The following is a 22,919-nucleotide window of genomic DNA, read 5'->3' as shown; positions in this document are numbered from 1 at the left end:
TAAAGTATTAAAGTATGCTATATTTGTTTTGTTATCTATTATTTTTATAAAGAATTATTACTTCGAAAGGAACCTTTTTAAATGATTCATTTCCTGCCTCAAAACGAGTCTGACTTTCCTATTAACCATTATTTGGAGAAAGCTACTGAATTAGATCATAGCGCCCTCTGTCAATTAGAAATTATATATGTGATGACGATTCGTCACTTAAACTCCACCTTTGGAAGTTTAATCATAGACCGAAGTGGTAAGTTTTATAAAAGTAAATGGTCGACAACCCGCTTAACAGAAGAGTTTTTCTCAACATTTGGTTATAACTATCAAAGATGGTCACAATTTCTAAAGTCTACATTCAATCGACCAAGAACGATCTTTCCATATGTAAATAAAAATAAGGTGTTTATTCGGCTAAGAAATCCTGAAAATAAGCATTCAGACTGGGTAAATATCACATTCATAAATGATTTACATATCCAGACACAAAAAGACGACCCAGTTAAAATCCAGTCGATTCAATTAATGTTTGACTTGGATAACTATTCAAAACTAACTATTTCTCTTAACAATCGGCTATCACTGGTAATGTCACAAATCAGTTACGCTTTTCAACTCGTAAACTTTTGGTATGACTTCCAAGTCCTGATGAATGAAAAAGATTTAATATTTGAACCTACTCAATTACAAGCTTATATTGGTAATCCTGCTTTCAAGATTTTCACCAAGAAACGTGTCCCTTACAAAGACCGTTTGAATGCTAAGATAGATTTGGCTCAATTCATAAAATACAATCAAATACACAGCTACTTAAAATCCACTACTCGGCGAAAGCACGAGACTTATCGTACTCGCTTGTCTTTTGCACACATGCATCAAAAATTATTTAAACCTTCTATTAAAAATAAAATTAGATAGAAAATAGCTAACTTTCTAGTCTGAAAGTTAGCTATTTATTTATTACTCCTTACTGTCCTCAGCTTCTAATTTATCACTTAATTGAAGAATGTATTCAGAGAATTCTTCAGCAGTTTCCGGATGCTCTAAACCATATTCAAGACTCATCTTCATATAGCCAATCTTATTTCCAACGTCATAACGTTTTCCTTCAACTTTTTTAGCAAAGACTCTTTGTGTTTTATTAAGTTGATCGATGGCGTCAGTCAATTGTAATTCGTCGTCGACACCGGGTGCTATTTTTTCTAATATATCGAAAATTTCAGGTGTTAGAATGTAACGTCCTGCGATAGCTAAGTTACTTGGTGCTTCTTCTGCCACTGGTTTTTCAACAAAGTGAGACACACTGTAAACTGTATCATCATTGTCGTCCTGGCGGTCCACTTTAATCATACCGTATTTGGACGTTAATTCGTCTGGCACTTCCACGACTGCTAAGTTAGCTGATTTATTTTTGTCATATAAATCCATCAATTGCTTCGCCACTGGCACTTCACTGTGCATTATGTTGTCGCCTAACATCACGACAAATGGCTCATTATTAACAAAGGCACGTGCGTGTCCGATAGCGTCTCCTAGTCCTTTTGGATAAGATTGACGCACAAAGAATAAATTTTCTTTTGTTGTTTCTTTGACAATTTTTAATAAAGCGTCTTTTCCTTTGCTTTCTAAATTGTCTTCTAGCTCAGGATTCGAATCGAAGTGATCCTCAATTGAACGTTTATGTTTGCCAGTAATGATTAAAACTTCTTCAATCCCAGAAGCAAATGCTTCTTCAACAATAAATTGAATAATGGGCTTATCAACAATTGGTAATAATTCCTTTGGCTGTGCCTTTGTCGCTGGCAGAAAGCCCGTTCCATAACCGGCTGCGGGAATGACTGCTTTACGAATTTTCGACATATTCAAACCTCCTCTTTCTCATACAAATATAGTATATCTAATTTGATTTTAGTTTACCACCGGTTCGGTGGTGTTTATATAATTTTATGTAGAAGTACAGATAACTCAACAATCTAATCATTTTCTGTTATAATATCCAAGATATAATGAATAGAGGAGAAACACATGGAAATATATAACAAATTACTAAATAAAGAAGCAAAGCTAGCTGTGATTGGCTTAGGCTATGTTGGTATGCCCATCGCAATTTCTTTTGCAAAACAAATTGATACAATTGGGTATGATTATAATCCTAAGAAAATCGAACTTTATAAAGAAGGCGTGGACCCAACTAAAGAAGTTGGTGATGACGCGATTAAAGAAACGGATTTAGAATTTACGAATGATCCTGCTAAATTAAAAGAGGCTTGTTTCTTAATCGTCTCAGTTCCGACACCGATTAATCATGACAAAACGCCTGATTTAACGCCTGTGACAAGTGCAACCCGCACGATTGGACAAAACCTTTCTAAAGGGTCTATCGTCGTTTATGAGTCAACTGTGTACCCTGGCGTGACTGAAGATGTCTGTATTCCAATTCTTGAAGAAGAGTCTGGTTTAACACATGGTGTTGATTTTGTTGTTGGATATTCGCCTGAGCGAATTAATCCAGGAGATAAGGTCCATACACTTGAAACCATTACAAAAATCGTCTCATCATCGATTCCAGAGTATTTAGATGAAATTGGAAAAGTGTATGAGATTGTTGTTAAAGCGGGTGTTCATAAAGCCCCTAGTATTAAAGTCGCTGAAGCTGCGAAAGTGGTTGAGAATTCACAACGTGATATTAATATCGCTTTTATGAACGAATTAGCTCTTGCTTTTGACCGTATGGGGATTGATTCTAAAGACGTTATTGATGCAATGAATACAAAATGGAACGCTCTCGGCTTCACCCCTGGACTAGTCGGTGGCCACTGTATTGGCGTGGATCCATATTACTTTGTATATCAGGCTGAGAACTTAGGCTACCATAGTCAAATTATTTCAAACGGTCGTCAAATTAATGATGGCATGGGTGAATTTATTGCCGATAAACTAATTAAAGAATTAATCCGTACGGGTAAAACACCCATTGATTCTAATGTAGTTATCCTTGGTTTAACGTTTAAAGAACATACTCCAGATACACGTAATTCAAAAGTGAATGACATTATTAAACGCCTCCGTGAATATGATATTAAACCAACTATTGTAGATCCATGGGCGAACTCAGAGGATGCTAAAGCTGAGTATGGTGTATCGTTAACTGATTTAGCTGACGTTAAAGATGCTGATGCCGTTCTTTTAGCTGTTGGACATGATGAATTCAAAGCTCTTTCTTTTGAAGAAATCACTGCCCTATTTAATCAAGATTTAGCGAATGAAAAACGCATCATTTTAGATGTGAAAAGTATCTTAAATAAAGAGGCTTATACTGAAGCTGGTTACAGTTTCTGGCGTCTATAATAATGAACCAGTACATTTTGTGCTGGTTTTTTGTTTACATTTTTCAAAATTTATAATTATATTTTCTTGGATATACGACTTATTCATTATCTTTATATAGTAAAATTGATATATTCTTAAATAAAAGTATTTCATTCTCTCGAGGCGTTTTACTTTATATTCACATCATTTTTGTTTTATACTTAATGCATAGAACAGTTTAAAAAAAGAAAGGAAGTTGTTTTATGGTTAAGAAATACGTTTATGGGGTTTACCCTACAGTCGTTGAAGCAGAAGACGCAGTGGCACATGTTATTAATCAAGGCGTTCCTCGCGATAGCGTCGCTCTAGTTGGATCACAAGCACATGCATATAATGGCGAAGCAGAATTTATCTCTTATGGTGAATTATTGGACGAGCAACATGAAGACAATCGTGGATTCTTTGCAAAATTATTTGGCTGGGACGATGACGATAACGATGAAGAATTTGAAAACGTTGATTTAACGCAATACGAAGACTCATTAAGTCGCGATGAACTATTAGTATTAGTTGACCAAGAATTTGAAAGTCAACTTCCTGCCTTTAATACAACTGAAACACGTGAAGTAAGAACAGATGACTATGTTTCTGATACGACGCCAACTGATACAGTCAATACTGAAACTGCAGCATTCTCTGGAGCAGTAGGAACATCAGCTGGTTTATCAGAAGATACACCTGAAACAATCGATGGCGATGCTGCTTATGTTGCTGGAACTACAGAGAACACTGAACCAGATTATGATTACGATGATGTGAATGTTGAAGATAATGACTATGATCCACACATCGTTGGTGAAGAAACTCATATCGAAGCTCATGGTGAACCTGTCGGAGAATTTGCTCCTGACGCTGATACAGAAACTGGTACTGAAACAGAACGTATTCGCCTACATGAAGAACAAGTACATGCTGATGTACGTAAAAAAGACATAGGTGATGTGTCAATTACAAAAGAAGTAGTTGAAGACACTGAAACGATTGAAGTTCCAGTTGAGCGCGAAGAAATTCATATTCGCCACTCAACACCGACGGACACTCCAGATAACGTCGCTGACGGAGACGCTTTCCAAGAAGAAGAAATCGTTATTCCAGTTTCTGAGGAAGAAGTTGTTGTAGACAAAGAAACAGTAGTTACTGACGAAGTTGAAGTTGAGAAAACAACTCACACTGACCGTGAAACTGTAACGGAAACAACGCGTCATGAAGAATTAGAAGTCGATGACGAAACTGGTCGTGTCAATGACGAAACTGATCGTTTCAAAGACGAAGATACTAGACTATAATAGATTATTTTCAGCAATTCAATATGATTGTCGAGGGGCACAATGCTCCTCGGCTTTTTTGTTTGAGAAAATATAGTCCAATGTGGAATCGAGCGCTCGAATCTTTTTCGAATACGTATTTGCGAATTTTTACTGGCCGTATGAACTTGGGCAACCAGAGACATACCCCTTTCATACGTGGACTCAGGTTATTTCTGTGGTAATAATCGTAGACAGAGTAGTAAAAAGTTAAAGATTTTGCAGACAATCCGTCATGAGTGGATATTTTTAGTGGAGTGAACAAAAAAGAACTTATCCTACAACAACTTCTTAAAGCGAGTTGCTACAGAACAAGTTCTTTTATTTATTTCTTGAATTGGCCTAATACTTTACTGATATTACTTTTACTCGCTTGAAAAACGCCACGTTCAAGATACTTGCGCATGTATTTCAAAGTATCTTTCGCATCATTGACCACAAATTCAAATAGCTGCCCTTCATCTGTCGCGATTGTAAACCCGCGGACATAACGTCCGCCGAATAACATTTGCACGAAGATATTTTCAACAGAAGTCCAGGGGATTTGAATAAAGCCCGGACCTTTTTCTGAGCGGAACTCAATTCCCTTCTCACCCATTAATAACAAACCAGATTTGGGAATAATTGGGTTCAACATTGCATTGACACGTGTAGTATATTCAACCGTTGCATTTAAAAAATCAGCTGACATTTAACATTAACCCATAATTCCAACTGAATATAGCGCAATTCCTAGGACAAATATTCCACCGATTATCGCGATTGGGCTCACTTTCTTACGGAGTAGCCAGATACATGCGAACGTTAGAATTAGTGGCATTAACCCTGGTAACAAATCATTTAGTACGTCATTCAAGGTCATCGTCGTTTCAGTCGCGACATTCGCTCCCGATTGGACTTGTAGAATAATATCCCGTATCGTGTCGACAGACAAAGCGTTACTGTTCGCTTGATCAGTCAATGCTTGGAAATCAACCATTGTATCCGGGTTATTTTCTACTTGAGATAGTACTAAGGGGAAGTTCATGGTTGTCCATCTTGGCACTAACACTCCCATAATAAACATTCCTAGAATTGACGCCCCTTGAGTAATTTTTTGTAAAACACCCCCACTTAAGTCTTTTGTGATTTCGTTCCCAGATCTATATCCCAATTCTTGTGTGTACCATAAGAATAAGATACGGATAATATTCCATGCTAGGAAGAAAATAATCGGTCCAAAAATACTTTCAGATAAAGCGAGTGACGCCGCAAAAGCACCTAATACAGGTCTTAAAGTTCCCCAGAATACTGGGTCACCAACTCCCGCCAGAGGTCCCATCATCCCAACTTTCACACCTTGAATCGCCTGGTCATCAATATCAGTACCATTTGCTTTCTCTTCTTCTAAAGCAAGTACAACCCCAGCAATTGGCGCTTGTAAGTACGGGTGAGTATTAATGAATTCTAAGTGACGTTGAAGTGCAGCACTTCTATCTTCTTTTGTTGTATATAATTTTCGAATCGCAGGAATTAAGGCGTATACCCAACCCACGTTATGCATCCGCTCAAAGTTCCAACATGCTTGTATAAAAGTCATTCGCCATGACACGCGCATCCGATCCGCTCTTGTTAATTTTATACGATCTTTTCTTACTTCTTCAGTCATTTTATACCCTCCTATCTAATAATCTTCTAAAATGTCATCTAAAGCAGCTTCGACGGAATTTCCACCACCACCTGAATTATTGTTAAATTGTGGTGCAATAGAAATATAAACGAGAGCAATACTTAAACCAATAATACCCATGGCAATTAAATTCAGTTCAGATACTGCTGCTAAAGCAAATCCCATGAAGAAAAATGGCCATGAGCTTTTTGAAGCCATCATATTAATAACCATTGCGTAACCTACCGCAACAATCATTCCACCGGCAACATTCAATCCACCAGTAATAATATCTGGAATGGCATTTAAGGCATCAGTTACTGTTTGAGCTGAAACCATTAAAATTAAACCAGCCGGAACCGCAACACGTAAGCCTTGTAACATTAGAGCTAGGATGTTCGCAGATGCTACACCATTAATATTTCCTTCTTCTGCTTTGCGGTCAGCATAATGAGATAAACCTACCGCAACCGTTCTAATAAAGATAGTTAACACTTGTCCAGCAATTGCTAACGGAATCGCCACCGCGATCCCTTCACCCATTGAGGCTCCTTGGACTAATACTAAAATCCCAGAAACAACGCCGGCTAAAGCAGCATCAGGTGCCATCGCTGCACCAATGTTCATCCAGCCTAAGGCAATCAGTTGTAATTGCCCTCCTAATAAAAGTCCTTCAGCTAGATTACCTGTAATAAGTCCGATTAACGTACACGTAATAATAGGCTGATGTAATTGGAACTCATCCAGAACACTTTCAAATCCTGCAAAAAGCGCCACTATAATAATAAGGGCAACTTGAATTAATGTAATGTCTGTCATTTTGAATCCTCCTTAATCTATATTAAATTTTGTTTTTTAAGTAGCCGTTCAAGATTTTGAGCTGAATCCGCCGGCACTTTACGTACATCGAATTTTACGCCTTTATCTTTTAGCTCCATAATTGTCTTCACGTCATCATCGTCAACGGAAACTGAGTTATTAATCATGACTTTTCCTTTTGTATGTGCCATGGATCCTAAGTTCACTTCATCAATGTCAACCCCTTGATTAATTGCTTCCAACACATCTTGTGGCGTTTCAAATAATAGAAGCGCTCTTGTACCACCAAATCGCGGATCTTCATTGATCTCTGCTAATTTAGCAATCGGTATTACATTCGCCCGTATGCCTGGAGGTGCCGCTTGTTTAATTAATGTCTTACGCATCTCGTCATTGGCCACCTTATCTGATACAACAATGATTCGGGTTGGATTCACACTTTTTACCCAACCAGTTGCCACTTGTCCGTGTAATAGACGAGTATCGACTCTCGCCAAGACGTATTTTATCTGACCGTCTCCAATCACTGTTCCTGGCTCTAATTGCGCTCGCCCACTTGTTTCAGAAATAACCCCCGCTTCTATCTCTGGGGTTAACTCATCGGGTCGAACGCGAATACCACTTTGTTCCTGACCACGAATGTGCGTCGCAACTTCGTGTGCTTTCTCCATTCCCATCCGTGTTCCTAAAGCTTCAAGTAAGATCGGCAAATTCATTCCAGATACAATCGCAGCCCGTTCTGACATCTCCTCAAATAAAATATTCGCTTGATTAAACGGTGTCCCTCCCCAAAGGTCGACTAGGAATAAAATCTCTGCATCTGAACTAAATGACGAAATAGCTGTCTCCAACTTGGCTTTCAAATCTTCCGGCCCTTCCTCTGGCATAAAGGTCACAGTTTCAATCTGATCCTGCTCTCCAAAAATCATCTGTGCTGATTGTAATAATCCTTCAGCAAACTTTCCATGACTCGCCAAAATAATACTTACCATCTTTCTTCCTCCTCTACTCAAAAATGCCTTACATAGAAATTATACCACTCAGTGTAAACGGTTACAAATGCTTGCTAGCAAATTATGAATAATTATTTATAATAATTTGGTGGAATTTGCTTGGAAATTTTGATGCGAGAGTGGAATCTCGTAGCCCTAATAAATTCGTTTACTAACTTCCGATTTTCCCCCATTAAAAAAGCCACCTACTTAAAATGTAGGCAGCTCCCTTAAATTCATTTGTATAAACTTTCGCCGTTTGTTAAGATTACTTCTTTATACCAGTCGAATGATTTTTTCTTGTAGCGGTTTAAAGTACCTGATCCGTCGTTATTGCGGTCTACGTATATGAAGCCGTAACGTTTACTCAATTCTGCTGTTGAAGCTGAGACTAAGTCGATGCAGCCCCAAGTTGTGTAACCCATCAACTCAACACCGTCTTTGATTGCCTCACCAACTTGTTGTAAATGTTTCTCAAGGTAGTTGATTCGGTAATCATCTTCTACTGTCATCTCACCGTCGGCACCTTCAACTAGAACATCCTTGGCACCTAAACCGTTTTCTACGATGAATAGTGGTTTTTGGTAACGATCCCAGAATTCGTTTAGTACAATGCGTAAGCCGACTGGGTCAATCTGCCATCCCCATTCAGAACTTTCTAAGTATGGGTTGTTAACACCACCGAGTAAATTACCCACGCCGCTATCGTATTCTTCAGGATTAGCAGCTATAGCAGTACTCATATAGTAACTAAAGGAGATGAAGTCCACTGTGTTTTCCTTTAATAATTCTGCATCACCTTCCGCAAACTCAATCTCGATTCCTTTTTCTTTGAATAGACGTTTAGCGTAACCAGGATATTCGCCTCGAACGTGAATATCTGAGAATAAATAATTACTATTCTCAAAGTGACGCGCTGATAGGACATCTTCTGGGTTCGGTGTCATTGGATAAGCTGGCATCGCGAGTACTATACAACCACTCTGGAAGTCTGGATTAATTTCATGACCAATCTTAGTTGCTAAGGCACTCGCCACTAATTCATGATGCACTGCTTGGTATAGATCTTGCTCAGATAAGTCTTTTTTCGGTGTATTAATTCCAACTAAAGTAATATCTCCAAATTAAGCTTTTTCCAGGTTATAAACCGTCACTTTATGGACCGGATGTAGATGTACCACACAAGAATCCTTCTGGAAATTTATACATATATATCTACTTCCTGAAAATTTATAACGACCTGATGCTTTCTTCCTTAAGTAGTTTAAATACTTGAAATATGTAAGTTATACCCTTTGATTAGTATGCTTTATTTAGTAGAAGCGGAAGAATTGGATTGAGTTGTTCCTATTATTTGGCTTAGCTGGATGAATGAATTTAAATTCTTCCTGTTAAACGCTATCATCCCTAAGAAGGCAAAGAAACCGCTAGTACCTTTTCCGATACTAGCGGTTTCTTTATAAACTTTAGTTATTAATTCCAATCATTATTCGATTGTAATTAACTCGTCACCTGCGTTAACTGTTTCTAACTCAGAAGCAGAGACATTGTTATAGTTTGCTGTGTTTGTTACAACAACAGGTGTAATTGTTGAGTAACCAGCTTCTTTAATTAGATCAATATCGAATTCAACTAATTTTTGTCCAACAGTTACTTCTTCGTCTGCATCAACTAACACATTGAAGCCTTTACCGTCTAAATTAACTGTATCAAGACCGATGTGAATTAAGATTTCAGCGCCAGCTTCAGTTTGTAAACCAATTGCATGACCCGTTGGGAATACAGTAACAACTTTACCATTAACTGGTGATACAACTTCACCAATTGTTGGCTCAATTGCTGCCCCTTTACCTAATGCTTCACTTGCAAAAGCTGCATCTGGAACATCTGTTAAAGCAACCACACGACCTGTTAATGGACTTGCGATTCCTTCAACTGTTTGTTCAGTCGCTTCTTTTGCTGGAGTTGCTTTTGGCTCTTCATCCACAACTACTTCTGCTTCTTTAGAAGTAGCTTCAGTGACTTGAATTTCACCTTTGTTAACACGGTTAATATAATCTTCTAAGTCAGTCGCAATTCCACCAACTTGAGTACCATAGATAACTTGTACAGATTTACCACTTACAGTAACTCCAGCAGCACCTGTACGACGTAATTGTGCTTGATTCACTTGCTCACCATCTTCAACGGTCACACGTAGACGTGTTGCACAGTTAGTAAAGCTTGCTAAGTTGTCTTGTCCACCAAGACCTTCTAAAATTTGTTGTGAGCGTAACTCATCTTCAGTTAATTCACCTGTAGATGAAGTTGTTGTTGTTTTAGCAGCTTGACCAATACCATGTTCTTCACGGTACTCATCTTTACTACGTAAACGAGTTTCTTCTTCATCATCTTCACGACCGGGTGTTTTTAAGTCGAATTTCGTAATCGCCCAACGGAATAGGAAGTAGTAAACTAGACCCCAAATAATTGAATAAATCGCTAAGATAATCCAGTTAGTTCTCTCATTACCCGGTAACATACCGTATAAGAAGAAGTCTAAGAAACCAGCAGAGAAGGTAAACCCAACCCCAATATTTAATAATTGAACAATAACAACTGAAAGACCTGCTAATACCGCATTCACTCCAAAGTATAATACTGGTGATGCGAATAGAATTGAGAATTCAATTGGTTCGGTGATACCTGTTAAGAATGATGTTAATGAACTTGAGAATAAAAGACCTTTAACATCATCTTTACGTTCAGGTTTAGCTGTATGGTACATTGCTAATGCTGCAGCTGGGAAACCAACTAACATCATTGGGAATGCGAATGAGAAGTATTTAGCCGCTTCTGGACTAATAACGTCACCATTTTGTAATTGAGCGAAGACAATGTTTTGCGCTCCGTTAACTACTTCACCAGCAACCTCAATAGAACCACCCATAGCCGTTTGCCAGAATGGTAAGTAGAACACGTGGTGTAATCCGAATGGAATTAATGCACGGTATACGTAACCGTAGAAGAACCCACCTATTGGACCAGATCCTGCGATTGTCTCACCTAACCAAGCAATTCCCCCACCGATGAATGGCCACACGAAGGCTAAGATTGCACCAACGATTAAAGCAGCAACGGTTGAGATAATTGGAACAAAGTGAGTTCCCGCGAAGAATGATAAAGCATCTGGGAATTTAACACGGTAGAATTTGTTGTGTAAGTATGCAACAACTAACCCGATAATAATCCCACCGAATACTCCTGTATTCAATGTTTCTTCAAAACCTAAGACTGAACCAACTAAACCGTTGATTCCTTTTAATGTCTCAATGTCACCAAAGTTTGCCAATGTACTAGTAATTGATTGATACATGACTAAGTAACCAATAACGGCCGAAAGTGCCGCAACCTCTTTACGGGCATTAGCTAAACTACTCGACACCGCAATTGCGAATAACAATGCCAGATTTCCAAAAATAATGTCTCCAACATCAGTCAAGATACTTAAGATCCCGTTAAGGATTGTACCTTCGCCTAGAATATTTTCTAAGCCCCACTGTGCAACAAATGCGTCCCCAGTAATGGTTGCACCAATACCAAGAAACAGACCAGCTACCGGTAATAAAGCGATCGGTAACATGAAAGATCTACCTAATGTTTGCATTAGGTTAAAGAATTTTCCGTTCATAAAAAACGATTCCCCTTTCAAAATATTTATAACTATAGATAAAACCGTACCAATTATACCATTTTTAATATTATGTACAACTGTTAATGTAATGATATTTCTTTAATTCCGTTACCATTTTTTTTGCAGTTAAAATATCGTTACAAATTAGTCTGATGACTTTAACTATATTATTGCGAATCCGATCTAACATTCGGAATTTATCCCAAAAATCATCAGACAATAAAAAGACACATCGGATTTATGAATTCGATGTGCTCTGAGCCAAATCTATTTTATTGTCTGGTTTATTATTGCCTTTAAATTTGAAACGCAGTTTCTTTAGCCGATGTTGCATTGGTTCCAAATAAAAGCGGTTGAGTGGTATGTATACCAGAAGTGAAAAGACAACTGCGAACAATGTAATCAATACAACGCGAATGGGAAGTGAGTGAATCTGAAGCTTTGGAAAGACGAACAGTAATAGGCCGTATACATTAATACCCAAAGCATGTAAAAGATAAATTTGGTCCGAGTAATCCCCTAATTTCGCGATCACTGTTTCTTCACCTTTGTATCGATTAAAGAAAGTAATCACTAAGTAAATCACTGGAATAAATAATAATTCAATATATTCTCCTTGGTAGAAAAAGCCAAAAGTAACAACATAGACAAACATCCAACCAATTAAGACACGCCAGTTATACTTCCAGTAATCCCCTTGCCCCCCTACATAATAGCCGATACTTGTATACATTAAGGCTTTGGGGAAGCCTCCGTAACGTAATATATCAGTTAACAGACCATTTTGAAGACAGTAAAGCGTTACAAGATATAAGGCAAATACACTTACGATTAAGGTTTTTGGTGAGTTGATTATCTTATTTAAGCCGTACAGGCACGAGATACCTAGAAAGCTCGCCCATAAGTACCATAGATGGTAAGATCCAATCGTTCCTTGCGCAAATTGTCGCCACGTTTTAGAACGGAAGATGACCATCACAGCATCCATGACAGGTTCTTCATATAGCCAAGCTTCGAGGCCTGCCATGAGTAAAGACACCACGTAATAAAATAATGACATAGAAATAAATAAACGTAAAACACTGCTTGCGTACTTTAACATATATTCATTTGTTCGGCTTGACAATATATAACCTGTAATTGCGAAGAACAAAGGTACAGCGTAATTAAATATAGCGCGAGGCCATTGTAGTTCAATCAAAGGTTCATTATATGCCGAATCGATAAATGCAAATACATGAATGAGTACTACTCCAATAGCAGCAACAAACTTCACCTTATCAATATTGTAATTTTTTGACATGTAATCCCCTATTCAATTTTTTTAGAAGATACATAATACCGCTTCTAAACTCAAAAGTCTAAAGAAATGACCATTAATCTAAATCCAAGAAGTGATATAAGCCAAATAGGTAACCATAATATTTGTAAATTTCACGACGCCCTGCACTGCGAAGGCCAGGTGTATCAAGATAAGTAATGACTTCACCCTCGTTCGTATAGACGTAAGCTGAAATATAAGTTAGATTAAAGTCATAATGACGGTTTACTCGCTCATAAATCATGCGTGTCCGTCTTGTGTGGTAATCAGAAGTCACGACTAGAGCAGAACTCCAACCATTCTCTTCCATTAAATTTAATGTTTTTACTGCATTTGTGTAAGTACTTGTTGCTTCATTTTCAGCGATAATTTGATCTTCTCTTACACCTGCATTTTGATAATGAGGTAAAAGATTTATGTTCTCTCCATAAAGAGGTGAGACAATGATTCGGTCGGATAGTGAATAACCATCGTGTAATAGTCGGCCAGCTTGATCCTCACGCCCATCTCCACCTTCAGGTACGATGATAACATCGCTGAGTACAGGAGTCTCTCCAACATCTAAATTGAAGTAGAGCCATACAGCATGCCAAGACCAAAACAATACAATCAGAACTGCTAATTGCTTTAACCATTTCTTCATAGTTTTACCTCTTTTCAAATGATAACTTATTTTATCATAACCTATAAATATAGCTACAAACAGCGAGTTAATTTACATAAAATTTAATTTACTGTAACATTTACTTTAGAGATGACTAAAAGGAGGCCTTTGATTTATGAACTGGCTTGTATTAGGACAGATTTTTGCCATCAACTTAGTATATATTATGTTAAACACGATTCGAACATTACTGACGATGCGAGGTTACCGGAACCTTGCTCCGATTTTAGCTATTATCGAAATAACGATTTACACACTCGGCTTGTCAATGGTGATGTCATACATTGAAGAAAACATCATGTACCTCATCTTTTACGCTTTAGGTTTTGGCGTTGGGATTTACTTAGGTATGTTAGTGGAGAACCGGATTGCTTTAGGTTATTCAGTAATGCAAGTATTCACAGAAGACGACAACCATGTGTTGGCAGATTCTTTAAGGGAACATGGCTATGGGGTGACAATTCAACCTGGTTATGGACGGAATGGAAACCGGTTAGTCTTAACGATTCTCACGCCACGTTCTACTGAGAAAGCTTTGCGTAACACAATTAATGAACTAAACCCGAACGCATTTTTCATCTCATATGATGCAAAATACATTCACGGAGGCTTCTGGACGAAACATATTAGCCCACCACAAATCATTGAAGAAAACTTTGAACAAGACCAAAAAGAAGGCTTTGAAAAGCCAGATGAGGTTATAACTAAAGATGAATATATTGAATAATCAAGAAGGAGGCGCTTATTCAATGAGTCATAACTGGAAAGATATATTACCTATCGATTCAATTCAAGAAATCATCCCTGTATCAGGAGGCGATGTAAACCAAGCCTTTCGAGTGGAAACAAATTCTAAACCTTACTTCTTACTCGTCCAAGCGGATCGCAGTGCTGACTTTTATACAGGTGAGATTACAGGCTTAGAAGAAATGGCTAAAGCTGGAATCACTGTACCGCAAGTGATTGATTCAGGTGAAAATCAAGGTGATGCTTATTTATTGCTTAGCTACCTCGAGGAAGGTAAAAATGGGAGTCAACGTGAATTAGGAAGAATGGTTGCCCAATTGCATCAGTATCACTCTGATGACGGCTTATACGGCTTTGACGCTCCTTATGAAGGAGCTGACATTCAGTTCGATAATTCATGGACTGATTCTTGGCTTGAGCTTTTCGTCGAAAGACGGATGGACAAACTTCACAGGCTGCTTGTGGATAACAATAAATGGAATCAACGTCAAAGCGATACTTATCAACAAGTGAGACAAATTATGGTGGATGAGTTAACTCGACACAAAAGTGACCCGTCATTACTGCATGGTGACTTATGGGCAGGTAACTATATGTTCTTGTCTGACGGTAGTCCTGCTTTATTTGACCCCGCTTCTATGTACGGTGACCGCGAATTTGATTTGGGTGCGACTAAAGTATTTGGTGGCTTTAATTCTGACTTCTACGCTGCTTATGATGAAGCTTACCCACTTTCTGAAGGTTCAGAATTACGCATCGAGTTCTACCGCCTTTACTTATTAATGGTTCATCTACACAAATTTGGTGCAACCTATGAATCATCTGTTGATCAATCGATGAGCATCATATTGAATGCATAAAAATACCCCTTGAGACCTGAGGTTCTCAAGGGGTAGTTGTGTCTTTAGTAGTCTTCTCCACTGTAAAAGTCTTCTTTAGCCATATCTTCAAAGATGACACGAATCGCTTCCTTATTCGCATAGCCTTGGTCAATCATCGATTCAATGATTGCTTTTGCTAAAGCTTCTTTCTGTTCTGGCGTGCGTCCTTCTTTAGATTGAATTCGTACAAAAGGCATTCTAACCCCTCCATTATTGTTTTAGTTTATTATACTCTTTTAGGATAGGTATGCGCAAAAGATAGTGTTGGTAAGTTTAAGTGGACGAATTTTTATTATTGTTCCAGTTAATTGGGACAGCTGGAAGAATTATTTTATATTCCTCTAGTTGAACACCCCACTCCACTATTTTGCACAAAAAAGAAGCCGACTAAAGTTTAGCCGGCTTCTATCAATAGCTTAAATTGTATGGTTGTTATTATCTTCAGCTTTGTCAATCTCTTCGTCAATGGCTTTATCCGCTTTGTTTAATTGGCGAGCCGCAAAGTCGCGTCCGCCTAAACCAAAGGCTAACGCTACTGCTAGACCAGCTGCACCAAGGATAATAATGAATCCAGCATTAACAATTGTTTGAGCGATGTGTAATTGTTCTAAGATCATGAATGCTCCTAAAACGATAATCGCGTAACGGATGACTTCACCAAATAACTTGTTACCAGTTGCTTTTGAAATAAAGTTAGCTAAGATGTTTCCACCGATTAATGCAACTGCTAAGATGATAATCGCGCTTAATACTAATGGGATGTAAGCAATGATTGCTGCACCAATGGTATTAAGAACTTCTAAGTTTAATACAGAAATTGCTTCAACTAAGAAGAATAACATCAACACACCTTTAACAACTGCCGCTGTAATGTTTGAAATTTTAACGTCAGAAACTTCTGAACGGAAGTTTAAGTAACGTGAGTATTTATCAACACCTGTTGTTGCTAATAAGTTTTCAATTAAGTCACCTAATAATTTCGCTACAACACCACCAATAATTAGTAATACAGCAGCTGTAATGATATTAGGAATAGCACTTAAGATTTGATTTAATACTGCTACAATCGGTTCTGAAATTGATTTAATACCTAATGTTTCAAGTGCTACAGTTAAAATTGGGATAAAGATTAATACATAAACAACTGTCGCAAGTACTTCAGCAATCTGACCTTCATTTACGTCAGCACCTGTTGTACTACCCGTTAGTTTTGCATACCATTTATCAATGTTTAAACTTAATAATAGGTTGTGGACAAGCTTTTTAACGAACTTACAGAAGTAAGCACCAGCGACTAGAATAACAATCGCTGTTAAAATGTTCGGAATGTAGCTAAAGAATTTATTAAACATGTTCACGATAGGGTCCATAACGCCACCCACATTTAAACCGTTTAAAATTCCTGGTAAGAAGAATAACAGTGTCGCAAAGTAAACGATTGATCCAACCGTTTCAGTATATTGCTGACCTTCCTCCTCTGTCTTAGCCATGCCCCATGATTGTGTACGGCGACTAAAACCAACCTTCTCTAGTCCTTTAATTGTTAGACGTTTAAGTCCCCATGCAAGAATTAGAGCTACAATCAACAGTAATAGTGCTCCGATAATTCCTGGTAACATTGCGCCAAGTGTCGCAAAGAATGATGAAAAATCCATATAATTTCCTCCTAAAATATTTTAAATTATATTACAAGTATATCATCTGGAATCATAATGTAAAATGATATACCTCTTATAATGATAAGTATTCATTTTACTTCAAACAAAAAATAGTTACTTTGTTATATAAATATAACAAAGTAACTATTTTTATTCTTAGTATTATATTAATTTTAATTTATATATAAACATCTTATAAACTAATATCTTGTCCACCTGTCACACCATATATTTGACCTGTGACATAACTTGCTTCTTCTGAAGCTAAAAACACGTAAACAGGCGCTAATTCAACGGGCTGTCCTGCACGTTCAAGTGTTTCAGTTTGACCAAATGTTTCTAAGTCTCCTTCAAGTTTTCCGTTATCTAACTGAAGCGGCGTCCAAATTGGTCCTGGTGCCACTGAATTCACGCGCACCCCTTTTTCTCCGAAATACTTAGACATTCCTACTGTAAAGTTAGAAATAGAACCTTTTGTTGCGGCATAGTCTAATAGAGATGCTGATGGGTTTGATGCTTGAACAGAAGTTGTTGTTATAATTGAGCTTCCAGGTTTCAGGTGGTTCTCGGCAGCCTTAACCGCTTCAAACATACTAATAATATTAACTTTGAATGTATCATTCACTTGTTTCATTGATAAGTCACTTAATTTTTCATGAGCGATTTGTTGACCAGAGTTCAGTACTAAGATATCAATGTCACCGAATTCTTCGACAGTTTTGTTGATTAATTCTGTTGCTACGCCTTCTTCACGTAAATCGCCTGGAATTAATAACGCTTTTCGTCCTTCTGCTTCAATTAATTCGCGAACCTCTTGGGCGTCTGGTTCTTCTCCTGGAAAATACTGAAACGCAACGTCCGCACCTTCACGTGCAAAAGCAATTGCCGCTGCCCGGCCAATTCCAGAGTCTGCACCAGTAATTAACGCATGACGTCCTTCTAAACGCCCTTTACCTTTATATGACTCTTCCCCACAATCAGGTACAGGTTTCATATCCTTTTGTAGCGCTGGTGACTTTGCGACATCTTCATTTTTCTCTGAGAAACCGTCTGTATAATATTTTTTTCTCGGATCTTCATTGTTGTTTGTCATTACAGTGTCCTCCCTTTGCTAAGATAATTGAATTATAACATGATGAATTTTCTAATGTTAATCATATGCTTTATACTATATAAAGTTTTCAATCCTTACTACTGAACTATGTGCAAATAAAAACCATTCACTTCGTTTAAAATGAATGGCTAAATTTAAATTAATTTTCGTTGTAAATATCACGTGTATATACTTTCTCACGTACTTCTTCAATTTCTTCAGCAATGCGGTTCGCTAAAATCACATCTGAAGTTAGATTAAATTCATTAATATCACTAAGGACTCGATACCCTTCAAAAACGTCAGCATTTAAGCTCGGCTCGTAAATAATCACTTCAACCCCTTCAGCGCGCATTTCTCTCATAATATCGAAGATCGCAGCCTGACGGAAGTTATCCGAATCTGTCTTCATAGCTAAGCGATAAATCCCAACAACTTTAGGCTCTTTTGCTAGAACTTGATTCGCTACAAAGCCTTTACGAGTTGCATTCGACTCAACAATTGCACGAATTAAATTATTCGGTACGTCTTTATAGTTTGCTAATAATTGCTTCGTATCTTTTGGTAAACAATAACCACCGTAACCAAAAGAAGGATTGTTGTAGTAATCACCAATTCGAGGATCTAAACTTACCCCATCAATAATTGCTTTAGTATTCAATCCTTTAGTTTCCGCATAAGTGTCCAACTCATTAAAATATGACACACGTAACGCTAAATAAGTATTCGAGAATAATTTCACTGCTTCCGCTTCAGTTGCGTCCATCAGTAAGACTTTAACATCGTCAGCAATAGCACCTTCTAACATCAAATTCGCAAAAGTTTGCCCACGCTCAGATTTTTCCCCAACGATAATTCTTGATGGATATAAATTATCTAGAAGAGCTTTCCCTTCACGTAAAAATTCCGGTGAGAAAATAATATTATCCGTCTTGAATTGTTCATTTATACGACGTGTATATCCTACTGGAATGGTTGATTTAATAATAATAGTTGCATTTGGTGCATACTCTAATGCATCTTTAATAACACTTTCTAAAGCAACTGTATTGAAGTGATCCTTCACATCATCATAATCCGTCGGTGCTGCGACAACGACAAATTCAGGCTCATGACCGAAGCCATATTCTTTATCTGAGGTTGCTTCGAGCGTTAAATCTTTACTAGATAAGTATTTTTGGATTTCTTCATCAGAGATGGGTGACTTACCTTGGTTAATTAAGTCGACTTTCTCTTGAACAATCTCCAAGGCACGGACGTTGTTGTTCTGAGCTAATAAAATCGCATTCGATAGCCCAACGTAACCTAAGCCTACTACTGTTATATTCATATTTAGTTCTCCTTGTCGCTAATAATAGTTAAACTTTATTTCCTTATGTGCTAATTATAACAGATGAGGAGGTTTTTTTGGGGGGATGAGAGTAAAAAAATAGACCACTAAATGGCTATGAAATTCCCTTCCACTATTAATCAATCATATCCCCACTCCTTCCCAAGTGTATTCACTCCCGCGATACTATATACTGAATATAATAATGCCATAGGAAGTCTAACATGCTGCTACTTCTGGATTATTTCCTTAGGCTACTCACTGGTTTAATTGTGGTTGTTGCAATTTATTTCATAGTCCCTAAAGATATGACTGTCTTAAAAATATTCATCTTGATCTTTGGTTTTATATTAATGCGGGATGCGATGACTCCCCTTAACACATGGGTAATTGGAGTGAATGGGAATGTCTTGTGGCTGAGGTTTATTGAAGATGCCTTTATTCTGATTACGATAGGCTTGCTTTCTCTGTGAGTGACTCTACTATTTATTTTTCAAATCGACAATTAACTTCCAATTTCATTTGGTTTAAAACAAACTCTAAGCCCCTGTCTCTATTTATTGGTAGTCTAGCAGCTTTACTTATCGCCATTCCTTTCATGTTGCCTTATCTGTTTATCCCAATTCAAGATCACGGTGGCGAGGTTGCCCTTCATTTACTGCTTCCTCTATTAATCCTTGCGCTTTTAGGCAAGTTACTTGAAGAAGTATTATTTCGTGGATTTTTACAAAACTATCTTAAGCATGCAGTTTGCAACAATCGCTCCATTACTTTATCTAGATTAATTTTTGGGGAGGGTCATCTTTTTATTTTTTATGGAGGTTTGGTTTGTGCTTATGTTTTAGAAAAATACGGCTTAATGTCTGCAACTATTACACATGGGCTGGCTATCTTTATCTTCTCAGCTGGACTTATCTAATCGAGAAAATAAGTAGCTTCTGCCTAAAATGGTACCTTTCAAAAACCTGCTGAATCACAACAAACAAAAAATACCGCTTCGAATTGCACTAATGCAATCTGAAGCGGTAATTTATTATTTATTATTCTAGCCCGGTCCATTTCCATTCAAGAACCTCTGGCATATCGATACCATACTCACGTATATAGTCATGGTGATAATTGATTTTCTCAGTCATCTTTTGTGAAAACTCAGTCGCATCTTCCCCTACTACAACCGTTGCGATATGTTTAGCTAAATGATAACGATCTAATTCATTCATGACACGCATGTCGAATGGTGTTGTAATGTCACCTTCTTCACGGTATCCATGAATATATACTTGGTGATTCGAACGCGAAAAGAAAATGTCTCGGATTAAACCTTCAAAACCATGATAAGCAAAGAATATTGGTTTATCTTTAGTAAAAATTTCATCAAATTCTTCATCACTAAACCCGCGCGGATCAATATTAGGAGAACGTAGTTTAAGTAAATCAACAACATTAACAAAGCGAATCTTCAAATCTTTAAATTGCTCCATCAATAGTTGTACTGATGCTAATGCTTCTAAATTTGGTTCACTTCCGGCAGCTACAATGACTACATCGGGTTCTTCGTTTGGTTTCACTGTCGAAGCCCAATCAATCACTTTCAACCCTTTATTAACTATTTCTTCAGCTTCATCTGTTGAATAAAACTGAGGCCGTGGATGTTTTGAACTCACTACTAAATTAATTAAGTGTTGCGAACGAAACACTTTATCCATTGTTGCTAGTAATATGTTCGTATCTGCTGGTAGATATACTCGAGTAAACTCTGTTTTTTTCTCTGCAACTAGTGTAATAATCCCAGGATCCTGGTGTGTATATCCATTATGATCTTGTTGAAAAACTGTTGACGATGAGATTAAGTTGAGCGACTGATACGGTCGACGCCAATCATAGAGACTCGCTTTACGAATCCATTTAAAGTGTTGTGTAATCATCGAGTCAGCCACCCGCAAGAAAGCTTCATAACTGGCAAAGAATCCGTAACGGCCAGTTAATGTGTATCCCTCTAACATTCCTTGCATTTGATGCTCAGAAAGTTGGCTGTCGAAAACTCGCCCGACTGCACCAATATCTTCATCTGTCACATCATCCACACCTTCAAGCCATTGACGTTGCGTCACTTCAAAGACGCTATTCAATCGATTTGAATTTGTTTCATCAGGCCCAAATATACGGAAATTATTCGGATTTGCTTGCACAATATCACGCGCAAACTTCCCAAACTCTGACATATCTTGAGCTAGCTTTGAACCGGGGTGTTCATTGGATAAAGTATAATCTTTCCAGTCCGGCAAGTTTAAGGCTTGAACATTGATACCCCCATTAGTAATTGGATTTTTCGCCATTCGGGCATCTCCTGTTGGTCTGATTTCAGCAATCTCATCCTTTAATTTACCGGACTCATCAAACAATTCATCTGGTTTATAAGACTCAAGCCACTCCACTAAGGCATCAGCATGTTCAAACTCTTTTTGATTCACAGGAATTGGTACTTGATGGGAACGATAACTCCCTTCAATTTGCTTACCTTCCCACACTTCCGGTCCGCCCCAGCCTTTTGGAGTCCGGACAACTAGTAACGGCCAATTTGGCATATGGGCTTTTTCCGCAGGTTGCTTTCTCGCATTATTCTGAATGAGTTTTATTTTTTCAATAATTCCATCTAATTTTTCAGCCATCATCGGATGCAATATATTAGGGTCATCTCCCTCAATAAAGACAGGATCCCAACCCATGCCTTGAAAATACTTTTCAAGATCATCATCAGATTTACGCGCTAATAAGGTCGGATTCGCAATTTTCGCACCATTTAAATGGAGAATGGGTAACACAGCTCCATCATTAACTGGATTAATAAAGGAATTAGCAAACCAGCTTGCTGCTAGTGGCCCTGTCTCTGCTTCCCCATCACCAATCACCGTTGCTGCGATAACTTCTGGATTATCTAATATCGCGCCAGTGCCATGTGATAGTGAGTATCCTAACTCTCCGCCTTCATGAATTGATCCTGGGGTCTCCGGTGCCGCATGCGATCCGATACCTCCTGGAAATGAAAATTGTTTGAATAATTTCTGCATTCCCGACTCATCTTGAGTAATTTCTGGATAAATTTCAGAATAACTTCCATCTAAATACGAATTGGAAACCATCACTTGCCCACCGTGTCCCGGGCCTTCAATATAAAACATATTTAAATCATACTTATTGATCACGCGATTTAAATGGGCATAAATAAAATTTTGCCCAGATATTGTTCCCCAATGACCAATCGGATTCACTTTCAAATGTTCTGGTTTTAACTCTTCTCTTAAAAGGGGATTAGCTTTTAAATACATTTGCCCGACTGATAAATAATCTGCTGCTCGCCACCATGCATCAACTTTTGCTAGATATTCTTTCGTGTCATAATGTTCCATCTTTTTAGCTCCCTTTACT

Annotated in this window: 20 protein-coding genes and 1 pseudogene; 7 read left to right on the top strand and 14 right to left on the bottom strand. The window is 37.8% G+C overall.

Annotation, left to right across the window (positions count from 1 at the left end; all coding sequences use genetic code 11):
- The first annotated feature begins 81 nt into the window (after positions 1-81).
- A complete protein-coding gene (locus HW423_RS05645) occupies positions 82-912 on the top strand; it encodes a hypothetical protein (protein WP_218930963.1) in 831 nt (276 codons plus the stop codon).
- 42 nt (positions 913-954) lie between these two features.
- On the opposite strand, the gene galU is transcribed toward HW423_RS05645, so the two are convergent.
- Positions 955-1,854 (bottom strand): UTP--glucose-1-phosphate uridylyltransferase GalU, encoded by a 900-nt coding sequence (gene galU, locus HW423_RS05640; protein ID WP_218930962.1) that lies wholly within the window; start codon positions 1,852-1,854, stop codon positions 955-957.
- 165 nt (positions 1,855-2,019) lie between these two features.
- Between galU and HW423_RS05635 the strand changes: the two genes are divergently transcribed.
- On the top strand, positions 2,020-3,342 hold the full coding sequence (locus HW423_RS05635) for a nucleotide sugar dehydrogenase (protein ID WP_218930961.1): 1,323 nt from the start codon (positions 2,020-2,022) through the stop codon (positions 3,340-3,342).
- A 224-nt stretch (positions 3,343-3,566) separates the two neighbouring features.
- A complete protein-coding gene (locus HW423_RS05630; protein ID WP_218930960.1) occupies positions 3,567-4,649 on the top strand; it encodes a YsnF/AvaK domain-containing protein in 1,083 nt (360 codons plus the stop codon).
- Positions 4,650-4,992: 343 nt separating this feature from the next.
- Here HW423_RS05630 and HW423_RS05625 read toward each other — a convergent pair whose 3' ends face one another.
- The 8 genes and pseudogenes from HW423_RS05625 to HW423_RS05590 all read right to left on the bottom strand — a co-directional run bounded on the left by HW423_RS05625 (position 4,993) and on the right by HW423_RS05590 (position 13,763).
- Positions 4,993-5,358, bottom strand: a complete 366-nt coding sequence (locus tag HW423_RS05625) for a DUF956 family protein (RefSeq protein WP_218930959.1) — start codon at positions 5,356-5,358, stop codon at positions 4,993-4,995.
- A 6-nt stretch (positions 5,359-5,364) separates the two neighbouring features.
- Complete coding sequence (locus tag HW423_RS05620) at positions 5,365-6,315, bottom strand: PTS system mannose/fructose/sorbose family transporter subunit IID (protein ID WP_218930958.1); 951 nt, start codon at positions 6,313-6,315, stop codon at positions 5,365-5,367.
- Positions 6,316-6,330: 15 nt separating this feature from the next.
- Positions 6,331-7,134, bottom strand: coding sequence for a mannose/fructose/sorbose family PTS transporter subunit IIC (locus tag HW423_RS05615; RefSeq protein WP_218930957.1), 804 nt, complete (start codon positions 7,132-7,134; stop codon positions 6,331-6,333).
- Positions 7,135-7,151: 17 nt separating this feature from the next.
- On the bottom strand, positions 7,152-8,126 hold the full coding sequence (locus HW423_RS05610) for a mannose/fructose/sorbose PTS transporter subunit IIA (RefSeq protein WP_218930956.1): 975 nt from the start codon (positions 8,124-8,126) through the stop codon (positions 7,152-7,154).
- Between the two features lie 236 nt (positions 8,127-8,362).
- A pseudogene (locus HW423_RS05605) lies at positions 8,363-9,229 on the bottom strand (family 1 glycosylhydrolase); the annotation flags it as partial.
- A gap of 383 nt (positions 9,230-9,612) precedes the next feature.
- Positions 9,613-11,796 (bottom strand): PTS transporter subunit IIABC, encoded by a 2,184-nt coding sequence (locus HW423_RS05600; RefSeq protein WP_218930955.1) that lies wholly within the window; start codon positions 11,794-11,796, stop codon positions 9,613-9,615.
- A 241-nt stretch (positions 11,797-12,037) separates the two neighbouring features.
- Positions 12,038-13,102: an acyltransferase family protein gene (locus tag HW423_RS05595; RefSeq protein WP_218930954.1), complete on the bottom strand. Its 1,065-nt coding sequence runs from the start codon at positions 13,100-13,102 to the stop codon at positions 12,038-12,040.
- A 73-nt stretch (positions 13,103-13,175) separates the two neighbouring features.
- A complete protein-coding gene (locus HW423_RS05590) occupies positions 13,176-13,763 on the bottom strand; it encodes a YdcF family protein (RefSeq protein WP_218930953.1) in 588 nt (195 codons plus the stop codon).
- A gap of 136 nt (positions 13,764-13,899) precedes the next feature.
- On the opposite strand from HW423_RS05590, the gene HW423_RS05585 reads away from it, so the two are divergent.
- Positions 13,900-14,511 (top strand): DUF2179 domain-containing protein, encoded by a 612-nt coding sequence (locus tag HW423_RS05585; RefSeq protein WP_218930952.1) that lies wholly within the window; start codon positions 13,900-13,902, stop codon positions 14,509-14,511.
- 22 nt (positions 14,512-14,533) lie between these two features.
- On the top strand, positions 14,534-15,391 hold the full coding sequence (locus HW423_RS05580; protein ID WP_218930951.1) for a fructosamine kinase family protein: 858 nt from the start codon (positions 14,534-14,536) through the stop codon (positions 15,389-15,391).
- Positions 15,392-15,435: 44 nt separating this feature from the next.
- Here HW423_RS05580 and HW423_RS05575 read toward each other — a convergent pair whose 3' ends face one another.
- From HW423_RS05575 to HW423_RS05560, 4 genes are all read right to left on the bottom strand, one after another.
- Positions 15,436-15,609: a tautomerase family protein gene (locus HW423_RS05575; RefSeq protein WP_218930950.1), complete on the bottom strand. Its 174-nt coding sequence runs from the start codon at positions 15,607-15,609 to the stop codon at positions 15,436-15,438.
- Between the two features lie 219 nt (positions 15,610-15,828).
- Complete coding sequence (locus HW423_RS05570; protein WP_218930949.1) at positions 15,829-17,067, bottom strand: mechanosensitive ion channel; 1,239 nt, start codon at positions 17,065-17,067, stop codon at positions 15,829-15,831.
- Positions 17,068-17,263: 196 nt separating this feature from the next.
- Positions 17,264-18,163, bottom strand: a complete 900-nt coding sequence (locus tag HW423_RS05565; RefSeq protein ID WP_218930948.1) for an SDR family oxidoreductase — start codon at positions 18,161-18,163, stop codon at positions 17,264-17,266.
- Between the two features lie 160 nt (positions 18,164-18,323).
- Positions 18,324-19,493 carry a nucleotide sugar dehydrogenase gene (locus HW423_RS05560; RefSeq protein ID WP_218930947.1) on the bottom strand — a complete coding sequence of 390 codons (1,170 nt, stop codon included), beginning with the start codon at positions 19,491-19,493 and terminating at the stop codon, positions 18,324-18,326.
- Positions 19,494-19,717: 224 nt separating this feature from the next.
- On the opposite strand from HW423_RS05560, the gene HW423_RS05555 reads away from it, so the two are divergent.
- The gene (locus HW423_RS05555) at positions 19,718-19,966 is read left to right on the top strand and encodes a hypothetical protein (RefSeq protein ID WP_218930946.1); all 249 of its coding nucleotides are present in this window, start codon (positions 19,718-19,720) and stop codon (positions 19,964-19,966) included.
- Positions 19,963-20,412, top strand: coding sequence for a CPBP family glutamic-type intramembrane protease (locus HW423_RS05550; RefSeq protein WP_218930945.1), 450 nt, complete (start codon positions 19,963-19,965; stop codon positions 20,410-20,412). The genes HW423_RS05555 and HW423_RS05550 overlap by 4 nt, the downstream gene beginning before the upstream one ends.
- Before the next feature lie 121 nt (positions 20,413-20,533).
- Here HW423_RS05550 and HW423_RS05545 read toward each other — a convergent pair whose 3' ends face one another.
- Positions 20,534-22,900 (bottom strand): phosphoketolase family protein, encoded by a 2,367-nt coding sequence (locus tag HW423_RS05545; RefSeq protein ID WP_218930944.1) that lies wholly within the window; start codon positions 22,898-22,900, stop codon positions 20,534-20,536.
- Positions 22,901-22,919 lie beyond the last annotated feature (19 nt).

It is taken from the genome of Ruoffia halotolerans (assembly GCF_014049385.1).
Classification (GTDB): domain Bacteria; phylum Bacillota; class Bacilli; order Lactobacillales; family Aerococcaceae; genus Ruoffia; species Ruoffia halotolerans.
This window is presented reverse-complemented; position numbering and strand designations above follow the sequence as displayed.

Bases quoted from the DNA above. Each gene is read 5' to 3' on its own strand.
- HW423_RS05645 (WP_218930963.1), top strand. From the start codon at position 82: ATGATTCATTTCCTGCCTCAAAACGAGTCTGACTTTCCTATTAACCAT.
- galU (WP_218930962.1), bottom strand. From the start codon at position 1,854: ATGTCGAAAATTCGTAAAGCAGTCATTCCCGCAGCCGGTTATGGAACG.
- HW423_RS05635 (WP_218930961.1), top strand. From the start codon at position 2,020: ATGGAAATATATAACAAATTACTAAATAAAGAAGCAAAGCTAGCTGTG.
- HW423_RS05630 (WP_218930960.1), top strand. From the start codon at position 3,567: ATGGTTAAGAAATACGTTTATGGGGTTTACCCTACAGTCGTTGAAGCA.
- HW423_RS05625 (WP_218930959.1), bottom strand. From the start codon at position 5,358: ATGTCAGCTGATTTTTTAAATGCAACGGTTGAATATACTACACGTGTC.
- HW423_RS05620 (WP_218930958.1), bottom strand. From the start codon at position 6,315: ATGACTGAAGAAGTAAGAAAAGATCGTATAAAATTAACAAGAGCGGAT.
- HW423_RS05615 (WP_218930957.1), bottom strand. From the start codon at position 7,134: ATGACAGACATTACATTAATTCAAGTTGCCCTTATTATTATAGTGGCG.
- HW423_RS05610 (WP_218930956.1), bottom strand. From the start codon at position 8,126: ATGGTAAGTATTATTTTGGCGAGTCATGGAAAGTTTGCTGAAGGATTA.
- HW423_RS05600 (WP_218930955.1), bottom strand. From the start codon at position 11,796: ATGAACGGAAAATTCTTTAACCTAATGCAAACATTAGGTAGATCTTTC.
- HW423_RS05595 (WP_218930954.1), bottom strand. From the start codon at position 13,102: ATGTCAAAAAATTACAATATTGATAAGGTGAAGTTTGTTGCTGCTATT.
- HW423_RS05590 (WP_218930953.1), bottom strand. From the start codon at position 13,763: ATGAAGAAATGGTTAAAGCAATTAGCAGTTCTGATTGTATTGTTTTGG.
- HW423_RS05585 (WP_218930952.1), top strand. From the start codon at position 13,900: ATGAACTGGCTTGTATTAGGACAGATTTTTGCCATCAACTTAGTATAT.
- HW423_RS05580 (WP_218930951.1), top strand. From the start codon at position 14,534: ATGAGTCATAACTGGAAAGATATATTACCTATCGATTCAATTCAAGAA.
- HW423_RS05575 (WP_218930950.1), bottom strand. From the start codon at position 15,609: ATGCCTTTTGTACGAATTCAATCTAAAGAAGGACGCACGCCAGAACAG.
- HW423_RS05570 (WP_218930949.1), bottom strand. From the start codon at position 17,067: ATGGATTTTTCATCATTCTTTGCGACACTTGGCGCAATGTTACCAGGA.
- HW423_RS05565 (WP_218930948.1), bottom strand. From the start codon at position 18,163: ATGACAAACAACAATGAAGATCCGAGAAAAAAATATTATACAGACGGT.
- HW423_RS05560 (WP_218930947.1), bottom strand. From the start codon at position 19,493: ATGAATATAACAGTAGTAGGCTTAGGTTACGTTGGGCTATCGAATGCG.
- HW423_RS05555 (WP_218930946.1), top strand. From the start codon at position 19,718: ATGCTGCTACTTCTGGATTATTTCCTTAGGCTACTCACTGGTTTAATT.
- HW423_RS05545 (WP_218930944.1), bottom strand. From the start codon at position 22,900: ATGGAACATTATGACACGAAAGAATATCTAGCAAAAGTTGATGCATGG.